The organism is Pseudoalteromonas distincta, from assembly GCF_000814675.1.
Lineage (GTDB): Bacteria > Pseudomonadota > Gammaproteobacteria > Enterobacterales > Alteromonadaceae > Pseudoalteromonas > Pseudoalteromonas distincta.
The window spans coordinates 815,759-834,563 of record NZ_JWIG01000001.1 but is presented as its reverse complement, the minus strand read 5'-3'; the positions used below and the strand labels follow the sequence as shown (position 1 = coordinate 834,563).

The 18,805-nt window shown below is 38.3% G+C and carries 18 protein-coding genes; 13 read left to right on the top strand and 5 right to left on the bottom strand.

From position 1 onward, the window contains the following. The first annotated feature begins 120 nt into the window (after window positions 1–120). The 9 genes from QT16_RS03705 to QT16_RS03665 all read left to right on the top strand — a co-directional run bounded on the left by QT16_RS03705 (window position 121) and on the right by QT16_RS03665 (window position 9,048). A complete protein-coding gene (locus QT16_RS03705) occupies window positions 121–1,200 on the top strand; it encodes a pilus assembly protein PilM (protein WP_024596029.1) in 1,080 nt (359 codons plus the stop codon). After that, complete coding sequence (locus QT16_RS03700) at window positions 1,188–1,760, top strand: PilN domain-containing protein (RefSeq protein ID WP_002958376.1); 573 nt, start codon at window positions 1,188–1,190, stop codon at window positions 1,758–1,760. Before QT16_RS03705 ends, QT16_RS03700 begins: the two co-directional genes overlap by 13 nt. Then, window positions 1,750–2,355, top strand: coding sequence for a type IV pilus inner membrane component PilO (locus QT16_RS03695; RefSeq protein ID WP_024596028.1), 606 nt, complete (start codon window positions 1,750–1,752; stop codon window positions 2,353–2,355). Before QT16_RS03700 ends, QT16_RS03695 begins: the two co-directional genes overlap by 11 nt. After that, complete coding sequence (locus QT16_RS03690; RefSeq protein ID WP_039485843.1) at window positions 2,352–2,891, top strand: pilus assembly protein PilP; 540 nt, start codon at window positions 2,352–2,354, stop codon at window positions 2,889–2,891. Before QT16_RS03695 ends, QT16_RS03690 begins: the two co-directional genes overlap by 4 nt. After that, window positions 2,878–4,983, top strand: coding sequence for a type IV pilus secretin PilQ (locus tag QT16_RS03685; RefSeq protein WP_039485840.1), 2,106 nt, complete (start codon window positions 2,878–2,880; stop codon window positions 4,981–4,983). The genes QT16_RS03690 and QT16_RS03685 overlap by 14 nt, the downstream gene beginning before the upstream one ends. Before the next feature lie 184 nt (window positions 4,984–5,167). Beyond that, window positions 5,168–5,686: a shikimate kinase AroK gene (aroK, locus tag QT16_RS03680; RefSeq protein WP_004589350.1), complete on the top strand. Its 519-nt coding sequence runs from the start codon at window positions 5,168–5,170 to the stop codon at window positions 5,684–5,686. Window positions 5,687–5,713: 27 nt separating this feature from the next. Beyond that, entirely contained in the window at window positions 5,714–6,784 is a 1,071-nt protein-coding gene (gene aroB / locus QT16_RS03675) for a 3-dehydroquinate synthase (RefSeq protein WP_039485837.1), read from the top strand. Beyond that, window positions 6,785–8,137 (top strand): SPOR domain-containing protein, encoded by a 1,353-nt coding sequence (locus tag QT16_RS03670; RefSeq protein WP_039485834.1) that lies wholly within the window; start codon window positions 6,785–6,787, stop codon window positions 8,135–8,137. A gap of 53 nt (window positions 8,138–8,190) precedes the next feature. Continuing rightward, window positions 8,191–9,048, top strand: coding sequence for a Dam family site-specific DNA-(adenine-N6)-methyltransferase (locus tag QT16_RS03665; RefSeq protein WP_002958383.1), 858 nt, complete (start codon window positions 8,191–8,193; stop codon window positions 9,046–9,048). Here the strand turns inward: QT16_RS03665 and QT16_RS20530 are convergent. Both QT16_RS20530 and QT16_RS03660 read right to left on the bottom strand, forming a co-directional pair. Beyond that, window positions 9,005–9,190, bottom strand: a complete 186-nt coding sequence (locus tag QT16_RS20530; RefSeq protein WP_082007345.1) for a DUF2970 domain-containing protein — start codon at window positions 9,188–9,190, stop codon at window positions 9,005–9,007. The two genes, QT16_RS03665 and QT16_RS20530, sit on opposite strands and share 44 nt — an antisense overlap. A gap of 3 nt (window positions 9,191–9,193) precedes the next feature. Beyond that, window positions 9,194–9,490 (bottom strand): hypothetical protein, encoded by a 297-nt coding sequence (locus QT16_RS03660; RefSeq protein ID WP_039485830.1) that lies wholly within the window; start codon window positions 9,488–9,490, stop codon window positions 9,194–9,196. A 161-nt stretch (window positions 9,491–9,651) separates the two neighbouring features. Here QT16_RS03660 and rpe point away from each other — a divergent pair, with 161 nt between their 5' ends. The 3 genes from rpe to trpS are packed head-to-tail and all read left to right on the top strand — an operon-like array spanning window position 9,652 to window position 12,037. Then, on the top strand, window positions 9,652–10,335 hold the full coding sequence (rpe, locus tag QT16_RS03655; RefSeq protein WP_002958386.1) for a ribulose-phosphate 3-epimerase: 684 nt from the start codon (window positions 9,652–9,654) through the stop codon (window positions 10,333–10,335). Then, window positions 10,335–11,000, top strand: coding sequence for a phosphoglycolate phosphatase (locus QT16_RS03650; protein WP_039485827.1), 666 nt, complete (start codon window positions 10,335–10,337; stop codon window positions 10,998–11,000). The genes rpe and QT16_RS03650 overlap by 1 nt, the downstream gene beginning before the upstream one ends. Before the next feature lie 32 nt (window positions 11,001–11,032). Then, window positions 11,033–12,037, top strand: a complete 1,005-nt coding sequence (gene trpS / locus QT16_RS03645) for a tryptophan--tRNA ligase (RefSeq protein ID WP_002958388.1) — start codon at window positions 11,033–11,035, stop codon at window positions 12,035–12,037. A 115-nt stretch (window positions 12,038–12,152) separates the two neighbouring features. On the opposite strand, the gene QT16_RS03640 is transcribed toward trpS, so the two are convergent. Both QT16_RS03640 and QT16_RS03635 read right to left on the bottom strand, forming a co-directional pair. Next, entirely contained in the window at window positions 12,153–13,073 is a 921-nt protein-coding gene (locus QT16_RS03640; protein WP_039485824.1) for a TraB/GumN family protein, read from the bottom strand. A gap of 36 nt (window positions 13,074–13,109) precedes the next feature. Beyond that, window positions 13,110–13,475, bottom strand: coding sequence for a hypothetical protein (locus QT16_RS03635; protein WP_039486083.1), 366 nt, complete (start codon window positions 13,473–13,475; stop codon window positions 13,110–13,112). 282 nt (window positions 13,476–13,757) lie between these two features. Here QT16_RS03635 and QT16_RS03630 point away from each other — a divergent pair, with 282 nt between their 5' ends. Then, window positions 13,758–15,902, top strand: coding sequence for a transcriptional regulator (locus QT16_RS03630; RefSeq protein ID WP_039485820.1), 2,145 nt, complete (start codon window positions 13,758–13,760; stop codon window positions 15,900–15,902). Between the two features lie 81 nt (window positions 15,903–15,983). On the opposite strand, the gene uvrA is transcribed toward QT16_RS03630, so the two are convergent. Then, window positions 15,984–18,803: an excinuclease ABC subunit UvrA gene (uvrA, locus tag QT16_RS03625; protein ID WP_039485816.1), complete on the bottom strand. Its 2,820-nt coding sequence runs from the start codon at window positions 18,801–18,803 to the stop codon at window positions 15,984–15,986. Window positions 18,804–18,805 lie beyond the last annotated feature (2 nt).

Genomic DNA, 18,805 nt, shown 5'->3' with positions numbered 1-18,805 from the left:
CTAAATGGACTCCCAATTGCGAGTTTTGACTGCTAGTATATATTGATTAAAAAATGAATAATATTTTTTCAGATAAAAATTATAACTTGTTTATTATTAAAACAAAGGCCAAGTTGAAACATGCTAAGTCAACTATTTCAAAAACCGTCCCCGATGATGGTAGGAATTGATATTGGATCGCACTCTATCAAAGCGGTGCTTTTACGTGAAATTGAAACTGGATTTCGACTAGAAGCACTTGCAATTGAGCCGATGCCAAAAGGTGCGATGAGTGAGCGCACAATCCAAGATATTGAAGCGATTGGTAACGTTATTACAAAATTAAGAAAAAAATTACCGAAGTCGTTAAAATCTGCTGCAGTGGCTGTTTCTGGCCAAACAGTTATTACAAAAGTGATCTTCATGGATGTATCGTTAACAGATGCTGAACTTGAATCGCAAATTGAAATTGAAGCTGATAGTTTAATCCCTTACCCGCTTGATGAAGTGAGCCTCGATTTTGAGAAGCTTTCGACGAATGAGGCCGATCCTAGTAAAATGAATGTATTGCTTTCGGCTGCTCGTACTGAGAGTGTTGAAGCACGGGTGGGCGCTTTAGAAGCCGCAAATTTAGAAGCCAAAATAGTAGATGTAGAAAGCTACGCATTGAGCCGTGCTATGGATGTTTACTACCAACAATTACCTAGCGATGCATTTAATAAGTGTGTGGCTGTGGTCGATATTGGCGCAGTTTTAATGCTTGTGAGTGTTGTGCAAGCTGGGGAAACCATTTATACCCGTGACCAAGTTTTTGGTGGCGATCAATATACAAATAGTATTGTTGCTTATTATAATAAAGGCTTTGATGAAGCCGAAATAGGCAAAACATCTGGTGATTTACCGCCAAACTATACCTTTGAAGTATTAGCCCCTTTTCAAACTTCGTTACTTCAACAAGTTCGCAGAGCTGTGCAAATGTTTTTAACAACCAGTGGTAAAGAGCAAATAGATTATATTGTATTAACGGGCGGTACATCGATGATAAAAGGTATCGACCGATTGCTTATTGAAGAACTCGGTATCCACTCCGTTGTTGCAGAGCCTTTTGTAAATATGGAAATTTCCCCAAAGGTAGATCGTAATATAATGCAGCGTCACAAAACGCAGTTTGCAATTGCAACAGGGTTGGCATTAAGGAGTTTTTCAACATGCCACATATAAATCTACTGCCTTGGCGTGAATCACAACGCGAAGAATCGAAAAAGAAATTTGTAACTATACTTGTTGGTGTCGTTATACTTTGTTTTGCAAGTATGTATTTATTAAGCTCTTTTTATAGTGCTTTAAAAGACGGTCAAAACTTAAAGAATAATTATTTAAGCTCAGAAATTAGCATGCTAGATAAAAAAATAAGTGAAATACGAAGCTTAGATAAAAGAAAGGAAAATTTACAACAGCGTATGAGGCTCATTGAAGAATTGCAAAGCAGCCGTAATTTGGGTACGCAAATAATGGATGAAGTTGCCAAAATAGTGCCAGGTGGTGTTTATTTAACAAAACTGGAGCGTAAAGGCAGCCAAATACATGTTTTAGGACGTAGTGAATCTAATAACCGCCTATCAACAATGCTCCGCCAAGTACAGAGCTCATATTTACTAGAGAACCCTTCAATGCAGGGCATTGTTGCAGGCGATCAATCTTCGCGTTTACTTAGTGATTTTAATATGGAATTTTATGTAAAACCATTTGATAAAATTGGTGAGGTTAGCGATGAACCTTGATTTTAAAGCACTGAGTGAAATTGATTGGAATGAAATAGAGCTTGATAACATTGGTGATTGGCCAATTGCTGTTAAAGCAATTTGCTGCACATTTGTTGCGGGCCTTGTATTGTTTTTTAGTTATAGCCTATTAGTTTCTGATGAAATTGACAGCTACCATAGTGCCGTGGCAAAAGAAGTTGAACTACGAACAACTTATCGAACTAAGTATGCAGTAGCGAGCAAGCTTGAAATATATCGTCAACAAATGATTGAAATGGAAGATAAGTTTTCACAGCTATTAAAGCGTCTACCCACTTCGAACGAAACTCCTGGTTTACTTGATGATTTATCATATGTTGGGACAACGAGTGGTCTGACTTTTTTAAAAATAGGTTGGCTGCCAGAAGTTGAGAAAGAATTTTATACCGAGCTGCCGATTAAAATCGAAGTAATAGGTAGCTACCATGAGTTTGGTGAGTTTGTAGGTAAAGTGGCCCAGTTACCCCGGATTGTAAGCTTACATGACTTTTCTATTTTATCATCGGGCGATAAACAGTTAACATTCAGTGTTGTTGCAAAAACATATCGTTATGAAGAAGGGGTTAAAAAATGAAACTCCTTCGCGTAGTACCTTTAGCTATAGCATTTGTTTTAGCGGGTTGTAATGATGACACTTCTGAGCAAAAAGAATTTATTGATCAGGTAAAAGCAAGCACAACTCCAAGGGTTGAGTCGATCCCTGAACTGACAAAGTTTGAAATATTTGAGTACAGTGCTGGTCAGCTACGCAGTCCGTTTGTAGCGCCTCAGCCTGAGATTATTCAAAATAAACTAACGCAAGTAAAAAACTGTTTGCACCCAGATCAAGAGCGCCGCCGCGAACCGTTAGAGAAATACCCGCTAGATAATTTAGCAATGAAAGGCACAATTGGCTCTAGTGGACAAATATGGGCATTAATTACAGCAACAGATGACACTTTGCACCGCGTAACGGTAGGGAATTATCTTGGAAGTTATGATGGCAAAGTAAAAAGAGTAAGCAACGACTATATAGAATTAGTGGAATTAATCCCTGATGGGTCTGGCTGTTGGAAAGAGCGCCTGACGAAATTAGAAATGTTAGAGGCGGCAACAGATGGCGCAAATTAATAATAAAAAAGGTAAAAATAGGATGCATAAGGATGTACTTTGGCTTCATCGTATTTCACGGACATTACTGGCTGCTGTTGCTTTAGTCACTGTAAACTCAGCCATAGCTGGGCCATTGCTTTATGATGTTCGTTATAATCCATTACTTAAAGGCGAAACTGAATTACAGCTTGTTTTTGATGAAGAGTTAACCTTTGAACCAAAAGTTCAAGTGTTTAATAGCCCAGCCCGAATCGAAATGTTTTTTGATACTGCAGAGTTAGAGGTTGGTTTAAATGATGTTGAAGTTAATCAAGCTGGTATTAGCAGTGTTACTAATGTTTTAACTAACAGTGGTTTAAAGGTAACGGTAAACTTAGATAGATTAAAAATTTATGAGACTGAAGTTCATAACAATTTAGTATCGATACGTGTCTCTGATAACCCTCTTACAGAATCTGAAAATGAAGATGTAGTGATGGATTCAGGTGATGTAAGTGGAAATTACATTAACCGTATCCAGTCAATTGATTTTAGACGTGGTGAGAAGGGTGAAGCAAAAGTACTTGTATTTTTACAAGACACTCAAGCTGCAATTGAAGTCCATGAAAGTGGCGGGAAAATTTACGCTGACTTTCATCACACCGATATTTTAGACGATCTACTTTATGAATTAGATGTATTAGATTTTGGAACTGTTGTCAGTAATATCGAGACTTTTAAAGAAGATGGTTTAAGTCGTGTTGTTATCGAACCTAATGCTCAGTTCACGTTTACGTATCAGCAAATAGATAATATTTTAACGTTGACAGTAGAAAAAGATGAAACGCAAAATGCGTACTTAGATGGTGGGGTTGAGTATCAAGGTCGCCCTATGACCTTAAATTTTCAAGATATCTCTGTGCGCGCAGCACTGCAAATTATCGCGGGTTACAACGACTTTAACTTAGTAACCAGTGATTCAGTAACGGGCAATATAACGCTGCGCCTAGATGGTGTACCGTGGGATCAAGCGCTTGACGTAGTACTACGTATTAAAGGGCTAGATAAGCGCATGGATGGCTCTATATTAATGGTAGCGCCTGCAGAAGAACTTGCAGCGCGTGAAGCCAAAGATTTAAAAGCTAAACAGCAAGTTGAAGACTTAGAGCCTCTATATAGTGAATACATCCGATTAAACTATGCTAAAGCCGAAAATTTTGCTGACTTATTAAAAACAGATACAAACAGTATTATAACTGCCCGTGGTAGTGTATCTGTTGATCAACGTACAAATACATTGTTAGTAAAAGATACTGTTAAGAGTATAGAAAATATCCGCCGCATGATTGAAACGCTTGATATTCCAGTGCAGCAGGTTGTAATAGAATCTCGAATGGTAACGGTACGCGATAACGTTACCGAAGACTTAGGCGTACGTTGGGGCTTTAGTGACCAAGGCAGTAGTGTTGGTATTTCAGGCTCTCTTGAAGGCGCAGAAGGTATTTATAATGCGACATCTACTTCAAATGCACCAAGTATTTCAGACCGATTAAATGTAAATTTACCTATCACTAACCCTGCGGCTAGCATTGGCTTACACATAGCAAAACTGGCTAACGGTACGCTGATTGATTTAGAACTAAGTGCGCTTGAGGAAGAGAATAAAGGCGAGATTATTGCTAGTCCACGTATCATAGCGGCTAATCAGCAAAAAGCCCGAATAGAGCAAGGTACTGAAATTCCTTATACTGAGTCAGCTTCAAGCGGTGCTACTACCGTAAGCTTTAAAAAAGCGGTACTGAGCTTAGAAGTTACACCTCATATCACACCTGATAATAAAGTAATTCTAGATTTAATTATTACTCAAGATACACGTGGTGATACCGTACAAACAGGTACTGGTGAAGCTGTGTCTATTGATACTCAAGAAATTCAAACACAAGTGTTAGTCGAGAATGGCCAAACCGTAGTACTCGGTGGTATTTTCCAACAGCAAATCATTAATACTACGAGTAAAGTGCCAATTTTAGGTGACATTCCTTACGTAGGAAGACTATTTAAAACCACAAGTGAGTTTAATGAAAAGCGTGAATTACTTATTTTCGTGACACCGAAAATACAAATTGATTAAAATACAGTGGTTTTATGTTAACCAACGGGTGATTATTTAGATTAATTGCTCGTTATATGGCTTTTTATTCTAATTGACTTGAAATACCCCTGCAATTACTGAGATAATCCCCTCCTTAATTTTGGGGCCAGGTCGTTAGGCGGGGTTTTATTTCAAATTTTAGAGTTTGTTTGTACTAAAAGATATGGCTGAGAAACGTAATATATTTCTAGTTGGCCCCATGGGGGCTGGCAAAAGCACGATTGGTCGTCACATCGCTGACCAATTACACCTTGAATTTGTTGATTCTGATCAAGAAATCGAACGCCGCACAGGTGCAGATATTGCATGGGTATTCGATCTTGAAGGTGAAGAAGGCTTTAGACTTCGAGAAGAGTCTGTTATTGGCGATTTAACCGAGATGCAAGGTATTGTACTTGCTACCGGTGGTGGTTCAGTAATGAGCAAAGAAGTTCGAAACAAGCTTTCGGCTCGAGGTATCGTTGTATACCTAGAGACACCTATAGAAAAGCAAGTTGCACGCACGCAACGCGACAAGCGTCGCCCATTACTGCAAACTGAAGAAGCACCTCGTAACGTACTAGAGCGCTTAGCAGAAGAACGCGAGCCCCTATACAAAGAAGTTGCCGATTTTGTTGTACGTACCGATGAGCAAAGCGCTAAAGTTGTTGCTAACCAAATCATCGAGAAATTAGATTTTTAAAAACCAATAATAAGGAAATAACTAAGCATGCTTAAATTAACAGTTAATTTGGACGAGCGAAGTTATCCTATTTATATTGGGCAATCTGCACTTCAAGATAATGGCCGCCTGGTTCACCACATTGGTGATTGTCGGCCTATCATCATTACTAATGACACAATAGCGCCTTTATATTTACAAGCGTTACTTGACTCATTAGCAGATCAAAATCCGCTATCTTTTATTATTCCTGACGGTGAACAATATAAATCACTTGAATGGTTTGAAAAAATATCAGCATTTTTACTAAAAAATAACTGTGGCCGAGATACGTGTTTAATTGCGTTAGGTGGCGGTGTTATAGGTGATCTAACTGGTTTTGTAGCAGCGTGTTATCAGCGCGGCGTACCGTTTATTCAAATACCAACGACAGTGCTTTCACAGGTTGACTCATCGGTAGGTGGTAAAACGGCAGTAAATCATCCTTTAGGTAAAAATATGATAGGGGCATTTTATCAGCCTCAAGCGGTTTTTATTGATACACAAACATTACACACCCTACCAGCAAGAGAGTTTGCAGCAGGTATGGCTGAAGTAATTAAGTATGGTCTGATTTACGATACCGAATTATTTGCATACTTAGAGCGAAACGTAGCTAATTTGCAGCAACTAGATGAAACGTGCTTACAGCACATTATTTTTAGATGTTGTGAAATAAAAGCACTTATAGTTGCGCAAGATGAAAAAGAGCATGGTTTACGTGCTTTATTAAACTTAGGTCATACATTTGCCCATGCAATTGAGGCAGAAATGGGCTACGGCGTTTGGTTACATGGCGAAGCTGTTGCAACAGGCATGGTATTAGCAGCTAAACTTGCTAAGACACGCCAAGATTTAAGCGCAAGTGAAGTTGATCGAATTATTAAGCTGCTTGAGCTATATAATTTACCAACAGAAATTCCAAAGAAAATGACTAGCGAGCAGTTCCTAACGCATATGCGTAAAGACAAAAAGAATAAAAGAGGCACTATACGCTTTATTCTACCTACCCAATTTGGCCAGTGTGCATTAGTTGATGATGTCTCTGATGACCAAGTTAGAGACTTAATCGAGCAGTAAATGCAGTCACAAATTTTACCAAGCCGTGCGGCTTTGGTGGATAGAATCGCACTGCAATTTGAGTACGGACAAAATTTAATAGTTTTACTTGGCACATCGGGGCTAGGTAAAAGTTATATGCTCGAAACCTTCATTACAGATAAATACAATGACTTTAATAAAGCGTTTGTGCAAGTAAGTGCACAAATGACTGACGCTCAGCTAATGAGCGATTTATTAGAGCAAAGCTTTAATTCCCCTTTGGTTGATCATAATTTAAGTTTACCTGAAAACTATTACCAGCTGCTTGAGCAACAGCAGTGCGGACCTTGTTTATGGGTGCTTGATGGCGGTAGGCAACTATCTGAAGAGATACTAATTGAGCTTGAGCTGCTTTCTAAAAATAGCCCTAATACGTTGTATATCATAATTGCATCACAGTCTAAACTTGCTTTAAATGACGCTGTCGAAATTTACTTGGAGCCACTAACGCTTCGAGAAAGCAAGATGTTATTGCAGTGGTACTTTACTGATTTACCTTATGATGAAGACCCTGTTTTTAGTACTTTTTTAGCCGAGGCTCATGGTAACCCCAGTTTATTGCTTGCTTGGCAACCTAGTGAGCACATAGCCGATATTATCGCTAAAGATAAAGTATCTTGGCGATTGCACTTATTGATTTTGATGTTGTTAATTATGCTTTTAATTATTGGTCTGCTTTATAAGTCTGATATGACGCAGTGGTGGCAACAATATTATCAGCAGGAAGAAACACAAGTCCTAAATACAGCAATATCTGTAGAGGAATTAAGTGAGCCGGTTATAAAGCAAAATGACTCAGTAGTTACCTTAAATGACCCTGAAGTAGTTGAGCCAGATATTGAGCCTGAGAGCGTACACATTAATGATGTGCCTGCTATCATGCAAAGTCTTACCGAACCTGCAAATACCGTTAAGGTATTAGACAATGCTATTGATAATAGCGTTAAAAACAAAAGCAGTGAAGCAGGTGACGTTGTATCTAAAGCTCTAAAAGTAGAGAAAGTAAATACAGCAGAGCAAACTCAGATCAGCCAAGATAATATTTGGTATATGCAGCAAGCAGATACAAATAGTGTTATTCAATTATTAGCGGTAACTCAGCAGGAAGTTCGCGATAATTTCATTGCTCAATTCAATCTACAGCAGCAAGCACACACTTACCAAACGAAGCGAAATAACCAAATATGGTGGGTTGTTACATTTGGCAGCTTTGAGAGTATAAACGAGGCAAAATCAGCAATGGATACTTTACCCCCAGGGGTTAGAAAAAATAAACCTTTCTATAAAAAAATTAGTAAAATAAAGCAAGAAATAGCAGTCGTTGATCAGTAAAACACACTGCTTTAGTGTAAAATCGCGCAACACCAGATTGAAGTAAAGAGCCAATGCAGCAAAAAAGTAGAGCCTTCCTTAAATGGGCCGGCGGAAAATACAGCCTAGTTGAAAACATTAATGCGCGATTAAACCAAGCTAGCAAGCATGCTGATACTTTGGTTGAACCTTTTGTTGGTGCAGGCTCTGTGTTTTTAAATAGTGACTTTAAGCACTATATCCTTAACGATATCAATGCAGACTTAATTAACTTATATAAAGAGCTTAAAAGCTCTCCAGATGAGCTTATTAGTGACGCTAAAAAGCTGTTTGTTGATTTGAATAATCACGCAGATGCGTATTACGAATATCGTGTGCAGTTTAATCAAAGTCGTGATGTATACGAACGTTCAATCTTGTTTTTATACATGAACCGCCATGGTTACAACGGACTGTGTAGGTATAATTTAAAAGGCATTTTTAATGTGCCTTTTGGTAAGTATAAAAAGCCTTACTTTCCTGAAAAAGAAATGTATTTTTTTGCTGAAAAAGCACAAAAAGCAACGTTCACTTGTTTAGATTACGATGACGTTTTTAAGTTAGTGCCTAACAATGCTGTTATTTATTGCGACCCACCTTATGTGCCATTAAGTAAAACCGCTTCTTTTACGTCATACGCTAAAGGGGGTTTTAATTTAGATGATCAGGCTAACTTAGCTAATTTGGCAGAACAAGCCGCATTTGAAAATAACACACCTGTGCTTATTTCAAACCACGATACCGTGTGGACGCGTAAAATTTATAGCCAAGCATCGCTTGAACAAATTCAAGTAAAGCGCACTATTAGCCCCAAAGGCGGCTCTAGAAATAAAGTTGACGAGTTGATGGCTATGTATTTAGCACCCAAGCAACCACTGCGTAAATTGCGATAACAAAAGCAACAAATAGTACAATCGCAATTAAAATGATGGATAAAGGGGAGTGTTGTTGAAAATCGACTTGGCGTTTATTTTCAGATTGAACACCAAAAAATGCAGCTAGCACACTTTGCAACGCGCTAAAAAATTGTAGCATTATTTAAAATAAAGGTTTTAAAGAAGGAGCGTTTTTAGAATCTTCAGAACTAGTAAGTAGTTCCAGTAAATCAAGGTAATGAAACTGAGCACTACGGCTATCGCCTGTTAACCACGAAAACCATGATGACTCTTCTTCAGCTTTAATACACGCAGTTAAAGTGTTTTGAGTACTTACCAGTTGTGTATTATGACAATTACTCACTGAGCTTAATTCTTGCTCAGAGCTTGAACCAAAGCTAAACGCCCCGATAAGCAGTAATGCCGACGCAATTAATATCCCAATTTTAAAAGCACGCATGATGAAATCCAATAATTTGTTACTTTTTTAATCATAGCAAATATTGGTTAAATATCAAACTTAAAGTTACCTAAAATGGGGGCTATTACGCCATATTACTTGGGTAACATCTTCAATTAAGTTACATTAACGCAATACACTATTTATTGATGGAGTTAATCATGTTTAACCCAGAGCAAAAATATTTAATAGCCCCTTCTATTTTGTCTGCTGATTTTGCAAAGCTAGGCGAAGATGTTGATAAAGTTCTCGAAGCGGGTGCTGACGTGGTTCACTTTGATGTAATGGATAATCACTATGTACCTAATCTCACAATTGGTCCTATGGTGTGTAAAGCACTAAGAGATTACGGTATTACAGCACCTATCGACGTACATTTAATGGTTAAGCCTGTAGATAGCATAATACCTTTATTTGCTGAGGCTGGTGCTTCTATTATTACTTTTCATCCAGAAGCCAGCGAGCACGTCGATCGTACAATACAGTTAATTAAAGATCACGGTTGTAAAGCAGGCTTAGTGTTTAACCCAGCAACAAGCCTAAGTTATTTAGACCATGTTATTGATAAGCTAGATACTATTTTACTAATGTCGGTAAATCCTGGGTTTGGCGGGCAAAGCTTTATCCCTCATACGCTTGAAAAATTACGCCAAGCAAAACAGCGTATTATTGAATCAGGCCGAGATATTCGCTTAGAGGTTGATGGTGGTATTAAAGTCGATAATATTGCAGCAGCGGCTCGAGCGGGTGCTGATATGTTTGTTGCAGGCTCAGCTATTTTTAATCAACCTGATTACAAAGTAGTGATTGATCAAATGCGTGAGCAGCTTGGAAGTGTTAAGTAATGAAGTACGATGTCGCCTTATTTGATTTAGATGGTACTTTGGTTGATAGCGTTTACGACTTGTATATCGCTATTAATTTAACCTTGAGCGATTTTGCTTTTCCTATTGTTAGTCAACGCTTGGTTGAAAGTTGGGTTGGTAATGGTGTTGAAGTCCTTGTAAAACGCGCTTTAAGTGGCGATATGCAAGTGAGTGAAAATTTAGATGAGTCACTTAGTGGCAAAGTAATATTACAGTTCTATAAGTATTATGAACAGCAAGTTGGTGAGTATAGTGTTTTGTACCAACATGTAGAAACAGGGCTTGCAGCACTTCGCGGTATGCCTAAAGCATTAATCACTAATAAGTCTCGAATTTTTACAGAGAAACTACTCGAAAAATTGGCACTAACGAGTCATTTTGATGTGGTTGTATGCGGTGACGACATGGCAAAAAAACCATCGCCAGAACCATTGCTATTTGCCTGCAAAAAACTAAATGCGCAGCCTAATAAAGCAATAATGATAGGTGATTCTAAAAGCGATATACTTGCAGCTAAAGCCGCTAATATAGACGTAATTGCACTTAGTTATGGCTATAACCAAGGTGAAAGTCTTGAGGATTATAATCCGCAGTACCTATGCGATAACTTCTTAGATATAATACCTGTTCTAACGCAGCGTTAAATATTATTCATTAAGCAAAATAAAGGAAAATCATGAGTAAACCAGTAGTTTTAAGCGGCATTCAGCCAACCGGTGGTATGACAATAGGCAACTATGTTGGCGCTATTAACCAGTGGCTAAAGTTACAGGAAGACCACGAAAGTTTCTTTATGTTAGTAGACTTACACGCTATTACGGTTCGCCAAGAGCCTGAATTACTGCGCTCTCGAGTGTTAGATGGTATTGCTCTTTACGCGGCATGTGGCATTGATCCTGAAAAATCTGCGTTATTTGTACAATCGCAAGTACCTGAGCATGCACAATTAGCGTGGGTACTAAATTGTTACGCGCAAATGGGTGAGCTTAATCGAATGACTCAGTTTAAAGACAAGTCATCTAAGCACGCAAATAACGTAAACGTGGGCTTATTTTCATATCCAGTGTTGCAAGCTGCGGATATTTTATTATACCAAGCTGATCAAGTACCAGTAGGGGATGATCAAAAGCAACACTTAGAGCTGACTCGCGATATAGCCACACGCTTTAATAATTTATATGGCGACGTATTTAAATTACCAGAGCCGTACATCCCTGAGTTTGGTGCACGCGTAATGAGCTTGCAAGACCCACTTAAAAAAATGTCTAAGTCTGACGAAAACCCAAATGGTTACATCATGTTATTAGATGAGCCTAAACAAATTGTGAAAAAGCTTAAAAAAGCAGTAACTGATTCAGATGAACAAGCACGTATTTATTTTGATCGCACAGAAAAGCCTGGCGTATCAAACTTGCTTACTTTATTGAGTGTTGCAACTAAGCGCTCAATTGAAGACCTAGTTCCTGAATATGAAGATAAAATGTATGGCCATTTAAAGAAAGATACAGCAGATGCAGTTGTAAATATGATTGAGCCTATTCAAGCACGCTTTAAAGAGATCAGAGAAGATCAAAACCTACTTGATGGCATAATGAAGTCAGGTGCTGAAAAAGCAAGTGTACGTGCTGAGAAAACATTGAAATCGGTATACGATGCGCTTGGTTTTATTCCTCGCGGGTAAGTTTATTAAAATAAAAAAATGCCGCTTGTTAGCGGCATTTTTTATATAGCACATATCAACATGATAGACCCAAATAGAAACAGTAGCGATATAGCTAGTTTGTCTGTTTTATCCATTATTCAGCCCCTCTTACAGTTATATCTGCCGTGCTATCAATATCAACTAGAGAAACTTTATAACCCTTGTTTTCAAGCAAGGTAAGTAAACTATCTTGTCCTGCAAGATGGGCAACTCCAACAAGTACAAACTCATTTTTATCGTTATTAAACATGGCTTCTACTTTTGGTAACCAATCATTATTTCTATCTGTAATGAGTTGTTTATAGCTATTCGGATCATTTTTCTGCATATCTTCAAGTGCTACTTTATTTAGGGTGTCTGTATCACCTTTGCGCCAGGCAGTTAAAAGTCCTTTAAACATATCGCCATAGTTGTGAAGCTCGGCTAAGTTACGTTTAATGAAATCGTTTTCGTTGCCTTGACCCATTGTTTTAAAAAGCTCTAACTGAAATTCGATTGTTTCTAAGTAATTTTTTGTTTTGTTATCTTCAGTCGCTTTTTTAGTAAAGTAAGCATCAACCCCTTCACCCATTAAATTTTGCTTTTGAAGCTCCATCGACATTAAGACAATACTAACCATAGCAGGGCGAAAACCATCTAACTTAGCGAGGTTAGCGCCAAACTCGCTAAGCTTATTTTCAAGTGATGCCTTAATCTCGGGTTCAAGTTTTTGACTTAACGTTTCGTTATTTGTATACGATAATGCGCCTAACATTTGCATTTGTGCATTGGTGTCGGCTGGGTCAGTTATCGGTGCTTCTAAAATAATTGTATCTGCTTGTTCATAAGCATGGTTGAACTCAGCGGGTAGTGGCATTTCAGCTTTAGGTAGTATGTGAACTGTACCGCCAATAAATAGCGAGTCATTACCATTGCTTACTTGCCATACAGAGCTTTGGGCCTGTGCTGTATTTGCTAAAAGACTACAGCTAAGTAATACGCTGGCAGATACTAATTTTTTTGTGAATTTTTTCATGATAATTCCTTTATGTAACTTTTAATTTTATTGTTTTTAGTTCGATAACACAGTGCTGAAATATGCAGTGATTGAGGATGTTACCTTTGAAAGGTTTTTATCAATTTGCGAGTTTATTTTGCTCATTGAAGAGTCAAGCTCAGCTGATATTTTTTCATCTATCGAAGAAAGTAACGTTTGTGTATCAACATTACTTTTTAAAGACTCAGTGGCGTCTATGTTGTTTGTTTCTTGCTGCTTTTTATTAACTGGGTTAATCGCTTCTACGCTTTCACCAATTATGCATTGATTAAAATTACTTTGAACGGTGTGTTGTTTAGCGTCAGCTGCAATAACTGAAGTTGTATTAAAAGCAGTTGCTAGTAGTAAAGCCGGTAGTACTTTTTTCATTGTGCTATTCATAATTAAACCTTTTATATTTTTAATTGCAGCCAATTTAGAATCACAAATGATTTTTTACTAAGCTGCTTGTTGATGACGGTTTAAAGAATATCGCTGAATTTATTGAGAGTCGCTTATCTAGTTATGAGCAATTAATAGATAAGGTTTTTAAATTAAATAATTGTTTTAATTTAGAGGGTTAGCCTTAAACCTTATAATGCTAATATAAGGTTTAAAATGCTTTTTCTATAAAATAAAGTGTAGATATGATACGGTTTATAAAAATAAAAATACGTAAAGACTATGAATTATCAAATCGGACCTTGGCAATTTATTAGTAATCGCTGTGTGATTACTTCAAACCATTTAGAAAGGGAATTAGATCCACTCTTAGTAAAGCTATTACTTCACTTTATAGACAAGCCTCAACAAATTGTTTCCCGCCAAGAGCTTATTGAGAGTGTATGGCAACAGAGCTTTGTTGATGATAATGCGATTAACCGTGCAATCTCAGAGTTAAGAAAGCAGCTTGCCCATCCAATTGAAAAAGCGCCGCTTTTAAAAACGCATTACCGTAAAGGATATAGCCTAACAGTAATACCTGAGCGTTTAACGCAAGCAAACGTTTCTAATGAGCCTGCAAACATTTTGCCTGACTCACCAGGTATTTCTGCCAAAAATGAAGAGATAGCTACTGCAACTACTTCTCAACCAGTTCAAAAAAAGAACAGTAAAAAGTTTTTGATTTATTCTTTACTCGTCATTATTTGCCTGTGCTCTTTAGTATGGTTTGGGTTGTTTTTTATTAATGCACCTTCTAGCGAAAAGATTAAACCGATCACGGTTAATAAGGTAGCAAGCACGTGGAATATAGGCAGTGAGGTTCACCCTGAGATGTCCTCAGATAAACAATATTTAGCTTATACAAATGTTGAACCTGAAAATGACATAATGCATGCATTTGTAAAGCGACTATCTGATCAAAGGGAAGTTGAAATTACCTATCCTGGCTTTCAAGTATCTATTTTATCGTGGCAGTTAAATCAGCACTCTGTGTTGTTACAAGCGACCAACTTAAAGCAGCAAAAGTGTGAAATGGTTCTCGTTGATTTAAGCCAGTTTCCTGTTATAGGAGAGGCTACTTTAATTAAAAAGTGCGACCTTAGATACACAGGTTATGCGCAAGTAGACGAAAGTGGTGAGCATATTTATTACACCGAATATAAAAATGAGCATGAGGGTTCAGGTTTATATAAATATGATTTAGAACTTAAAAAAGAATTCATAGTGATCCCACCACCAGGCGTCATGTATGGCGTAATCATGCCTCGTTTATCTCATTCTGGTAGTAAAATAGCATATGTACTTAGTCAAAAGGGTAAGCCTTTTTCTGTATTTAGCTACAACTTTGAGACCCATGAAACCAAGCGGTTATTTAAAGCAAAGAAAAGCATAATTAGCTTCGCGTTTGACTGGCTTGCAGACGATAAAGGCGTGATTGTTTTTGAAGACTCTGACCTTTCAACCATTGTGTTTGATGAAAATAATATTATTAAACGCACACTAACGGTTACCCCAGCAATCTCACCTTATTATATTGCAGTTCAATCTGCTAACAGCCTATTTTACTCGGAAAATATGACACAGGCATACTCGCTTATTAAAGCTACAGACCCTTTTGGTGATAATCCTGAGTATGAAGCACTTTATAAAAGTGATAAAGACGAGTACAACATTGCTGAAATAATTAATAAGGAAGGGACAGCACATGTTTTTGTATCCGAGCGTTCTGGCAGCAGTCAATTGTGGCTCTCTCAAAATGGTCTTACAAAGCAACTTAGCTTTTTTAATTACGATGATGGCTCATCAACTTTTTTATTAGGAGGACTAAGAGCCTCTCCTAATAAGCAACGCATGATATTCATGAAAAATAAAGGTTTTTCACTTTATGACGTAAACGCTCAAAAATTTTATCCATTTGAAGAATTTAATAAGCATAAAATAGTAAGCTATATTTGGTCAAAAAATAGCGACAGCATTATTTATGTTAAGCGACTTGGTTCAAAAAATATATTGGCAGAATTTAATTTAGTAACACGTGATACACGTGTAATAGAAGGTATAAAAGCTAATAAACTCATTTCAGATAGTAAAGGTAACGGGTACGTAACCAATGATAATCAGTTAATTCGCCTTTCAGATAGGCAAAGCTGGGAATTACCTAAAAACGCCAAAAAGTCAGTTGCGTATGGAGTTAGCAAAGACTATTTCTATTATTCAGATTCTATTTCTAGAGTCGCTAGACTAAATTTACACGATCAAACTATACAAGATATTCACGTGGACTTTCGACCTATTGGCTTTGAAGTGAGTTCAGATAACGAAATTTTATTCACGGGTGCTAAATACAAAGATATGCAAATTATACAAATTAGTTGGGATGAATAAAAAGTTTATCAAGGACTAACAGTCGGGAGCTAAATATAAAAAACACCAAGTAGTTAAACTACTTGGTGTTTTTTATTGGTATTAAAGCAATGGCTTTAGGTAATGACCTGTGTGCGAACGCTCACATTCGGCCACTTCTTCTGGCGTACCAGCAATGAGTATTTCACCACCGCCAGCTCCGCCTTCAGGTCCTAAATCTATCACCCAATCTGCTGTTTTAATAACATCGAGGTTGTGCTCAATAACAACAATTGTATTTCCGTGGTCGCGCAAGCGATGAAGTACAACAAGCAGCTGTTCAATATCAGCAAAGTGTAAGCCTGTTGTTGGCTCATCTAATATGTAGAGTGTTTTACCAGTATCACGCTTTGATAGCTCGCGTGCTAGTTTTACACGTTGCGCCTCACCACCTGAAAGCGTGGTAGCGGCTTGACCTAAGCGGACATACGATAAACCAACGTCCATTAGGGTTTTAAGCTTACGGGCAATAGCCGGTATTTTGTCAAAATACTCATGCGCGTCTTCAACAGTCATTTCAAGCACTTGGTGTATGTTTTTACCTTTGTATTGTACTTCGAGCGTTTCGCGGTTATAGCGTTTACTCTTACATACATCACACGGTACATACACATCAGGTAAAAAGTGCATTTCAACTTTAATTAAGCCGTCACCTTGGCACGCTTCACAGCGTCCGCCTTTAACGTTAAAGCTAAAGCGACCTACTTTGTAGCCACGTGAGCGCGCTTCTTGTGTACCTGCAAATAACTCACGAATGCCGGTAAATATCCCTGTGTAGGTTGCCGGATTTGAACGAGGAGTACGACCAATTGGGCTTTGATCAATATCGATCACTTTATCAAAATGATCTAAACCGCTAATTGATTTATACGGTGCCGCTTCGGCAGTGGTTGCGCCATTTAGCTCTGTATGAGCAAGTTTAAATAAAGTATCGTTTATTAGCGTTGATTTACCTGAGCCCGATACACCTGTCACACAGGTCATTAAACCAAATGGGATTTTTAAATCCACATTTTTAAGGTTATTACCCGTTGCGCCAAATAGCTCTAGCCATTTGTCGTTCGTTGGGTGACGCTCTTTTGGTATTTCTATTTTACGTACGCCTGATAAAAATTGGCCCGTAACAGATTCTTTGCTTGCTAAAATATCGTCGCGCGTACCTTGTGCAATAATATGCCCACCATGAACACCCGCACCTGGACCAATATCAATAATATGATCAGCGGCTCGAATAGCATCTTCATCGTGCTCTACCACAATAACGGTGTTACCTAAGTCGCGCAAATGGACCAATGTTTGTAATAAACGGTCGTTATCGCGTTGATGTAATCCAATAGATGGCTCATCTAGTACGTACATTACACCTACAAGGCCTGCACCAATTTGACTGGCTAAGCGAATACGTTGAGCTTCACCACCTGATAAAGTATCGGCGCTACGTTCAAGTGATAAATAATTTAGGCCAACGTTAATTAAAAACGATAAGCGGTCGCGAATTTCTTTTAATATTTTTTCAGCTATTTGGCCTTTTTGTCCGGTTAATTCTAAACCTTCAAAAAATTCCATGGCTTCACCAATACTCATGCATGTGATTGCAGGTAAGTTGGTTTGTCCAATAAATACATTTCGAGATTCTTCGCGTAAGCGTGAGCCATGACAGCTAGGACACGCTTGGCTTGTTTGGTATTTAGCAAGTTCTTCGCGTACAGAGTTTGACTCGGTCTCGCGGTAGCGGCGATTCATGTTATTTAAAACGCCTTCAAACTCATGGTTACGCGTAATTAAATCGCCACGGTCGTTACGGTAATTAAACGCAATTTTAGTGCTACCAGAGCCATCTAAAATAATTTTTTTCGATTCGCTGTCTAAATCTTGATAAGGCACGTCTAAATCAAAATTGTAATGATCCGCAACCGCTTGCAGCATTTGATAGTAATAAAAGCTGCGTTTATCCCAGCCTTTAATTGCACCGCCAGCAAGGCTTAACTCTGGGTTATGCACTACGCGATTAGGATCAAAATATTGACGTATACCTAAGCCATCACAGGTTTGACAAGCACCAGCTGGGTTATTAAACGAAAACAAACGCGGCTCAAGTTCAGTCATTGCATAGCCACAAGTAGGGCAGGCAAAATTTGCTGAAAATAGAATCTCTTCAGCGCTGCTATCGTCCATGTATGCTACATGTGCAACACCATTAGACATTTCAAGTGCAGTTTCGAACGATTCTGCTAAGCGTTGTTGTAAGCCATCTTTTACTTTAAAGCGGTCTACAACAACTTCTATTGTATGTTTTTTATGAAGCTCAAGCGTTGGAGGATCAGACAAGTCACATACTTCACCGTCTATACGGGCGCGAATGTAACCTTGGCTAGATAGCTGTTCTAATAACTTAACATGCTCACCTTTACGCTCTTTTACTATTGGCGCAAGCAGCATTAATTTACTGCCCTCAGGTAGAGCCAAAACAGTATCTACCATTTGGCTAACGGTTTGCGCAGCAAGTGGTAAATCATGTGTAGGACATCGTGGTTCGCCAACGCGGGCAAACATAAGTCGTAAGTAATCGTAAATTTCGGTAATAGTACCTACGGTTGAACGCGGGTTATGAGACGTTGACTTTTGCTCAATAGAAATGGCAGGAGAGAGGCCTTCGATGTGATCCACATCAGGCTTTTCCATGAGCGATAAAAATTGTCTTGCGTACGCAGAGAGTGATTCAACATATCGGCGTTGTCCTTCTGCATAAAGCGTATCAAATGCAAGTGATGACTTCCCCGAACCAGATAGACCCGTAATAACTATTAATTTATCACGTGGGATGGTTAGGCTGATGTCTTTTAAATTGTGCGTTCGGGCGCCTCGGACTTCAATGTTTTCCATGC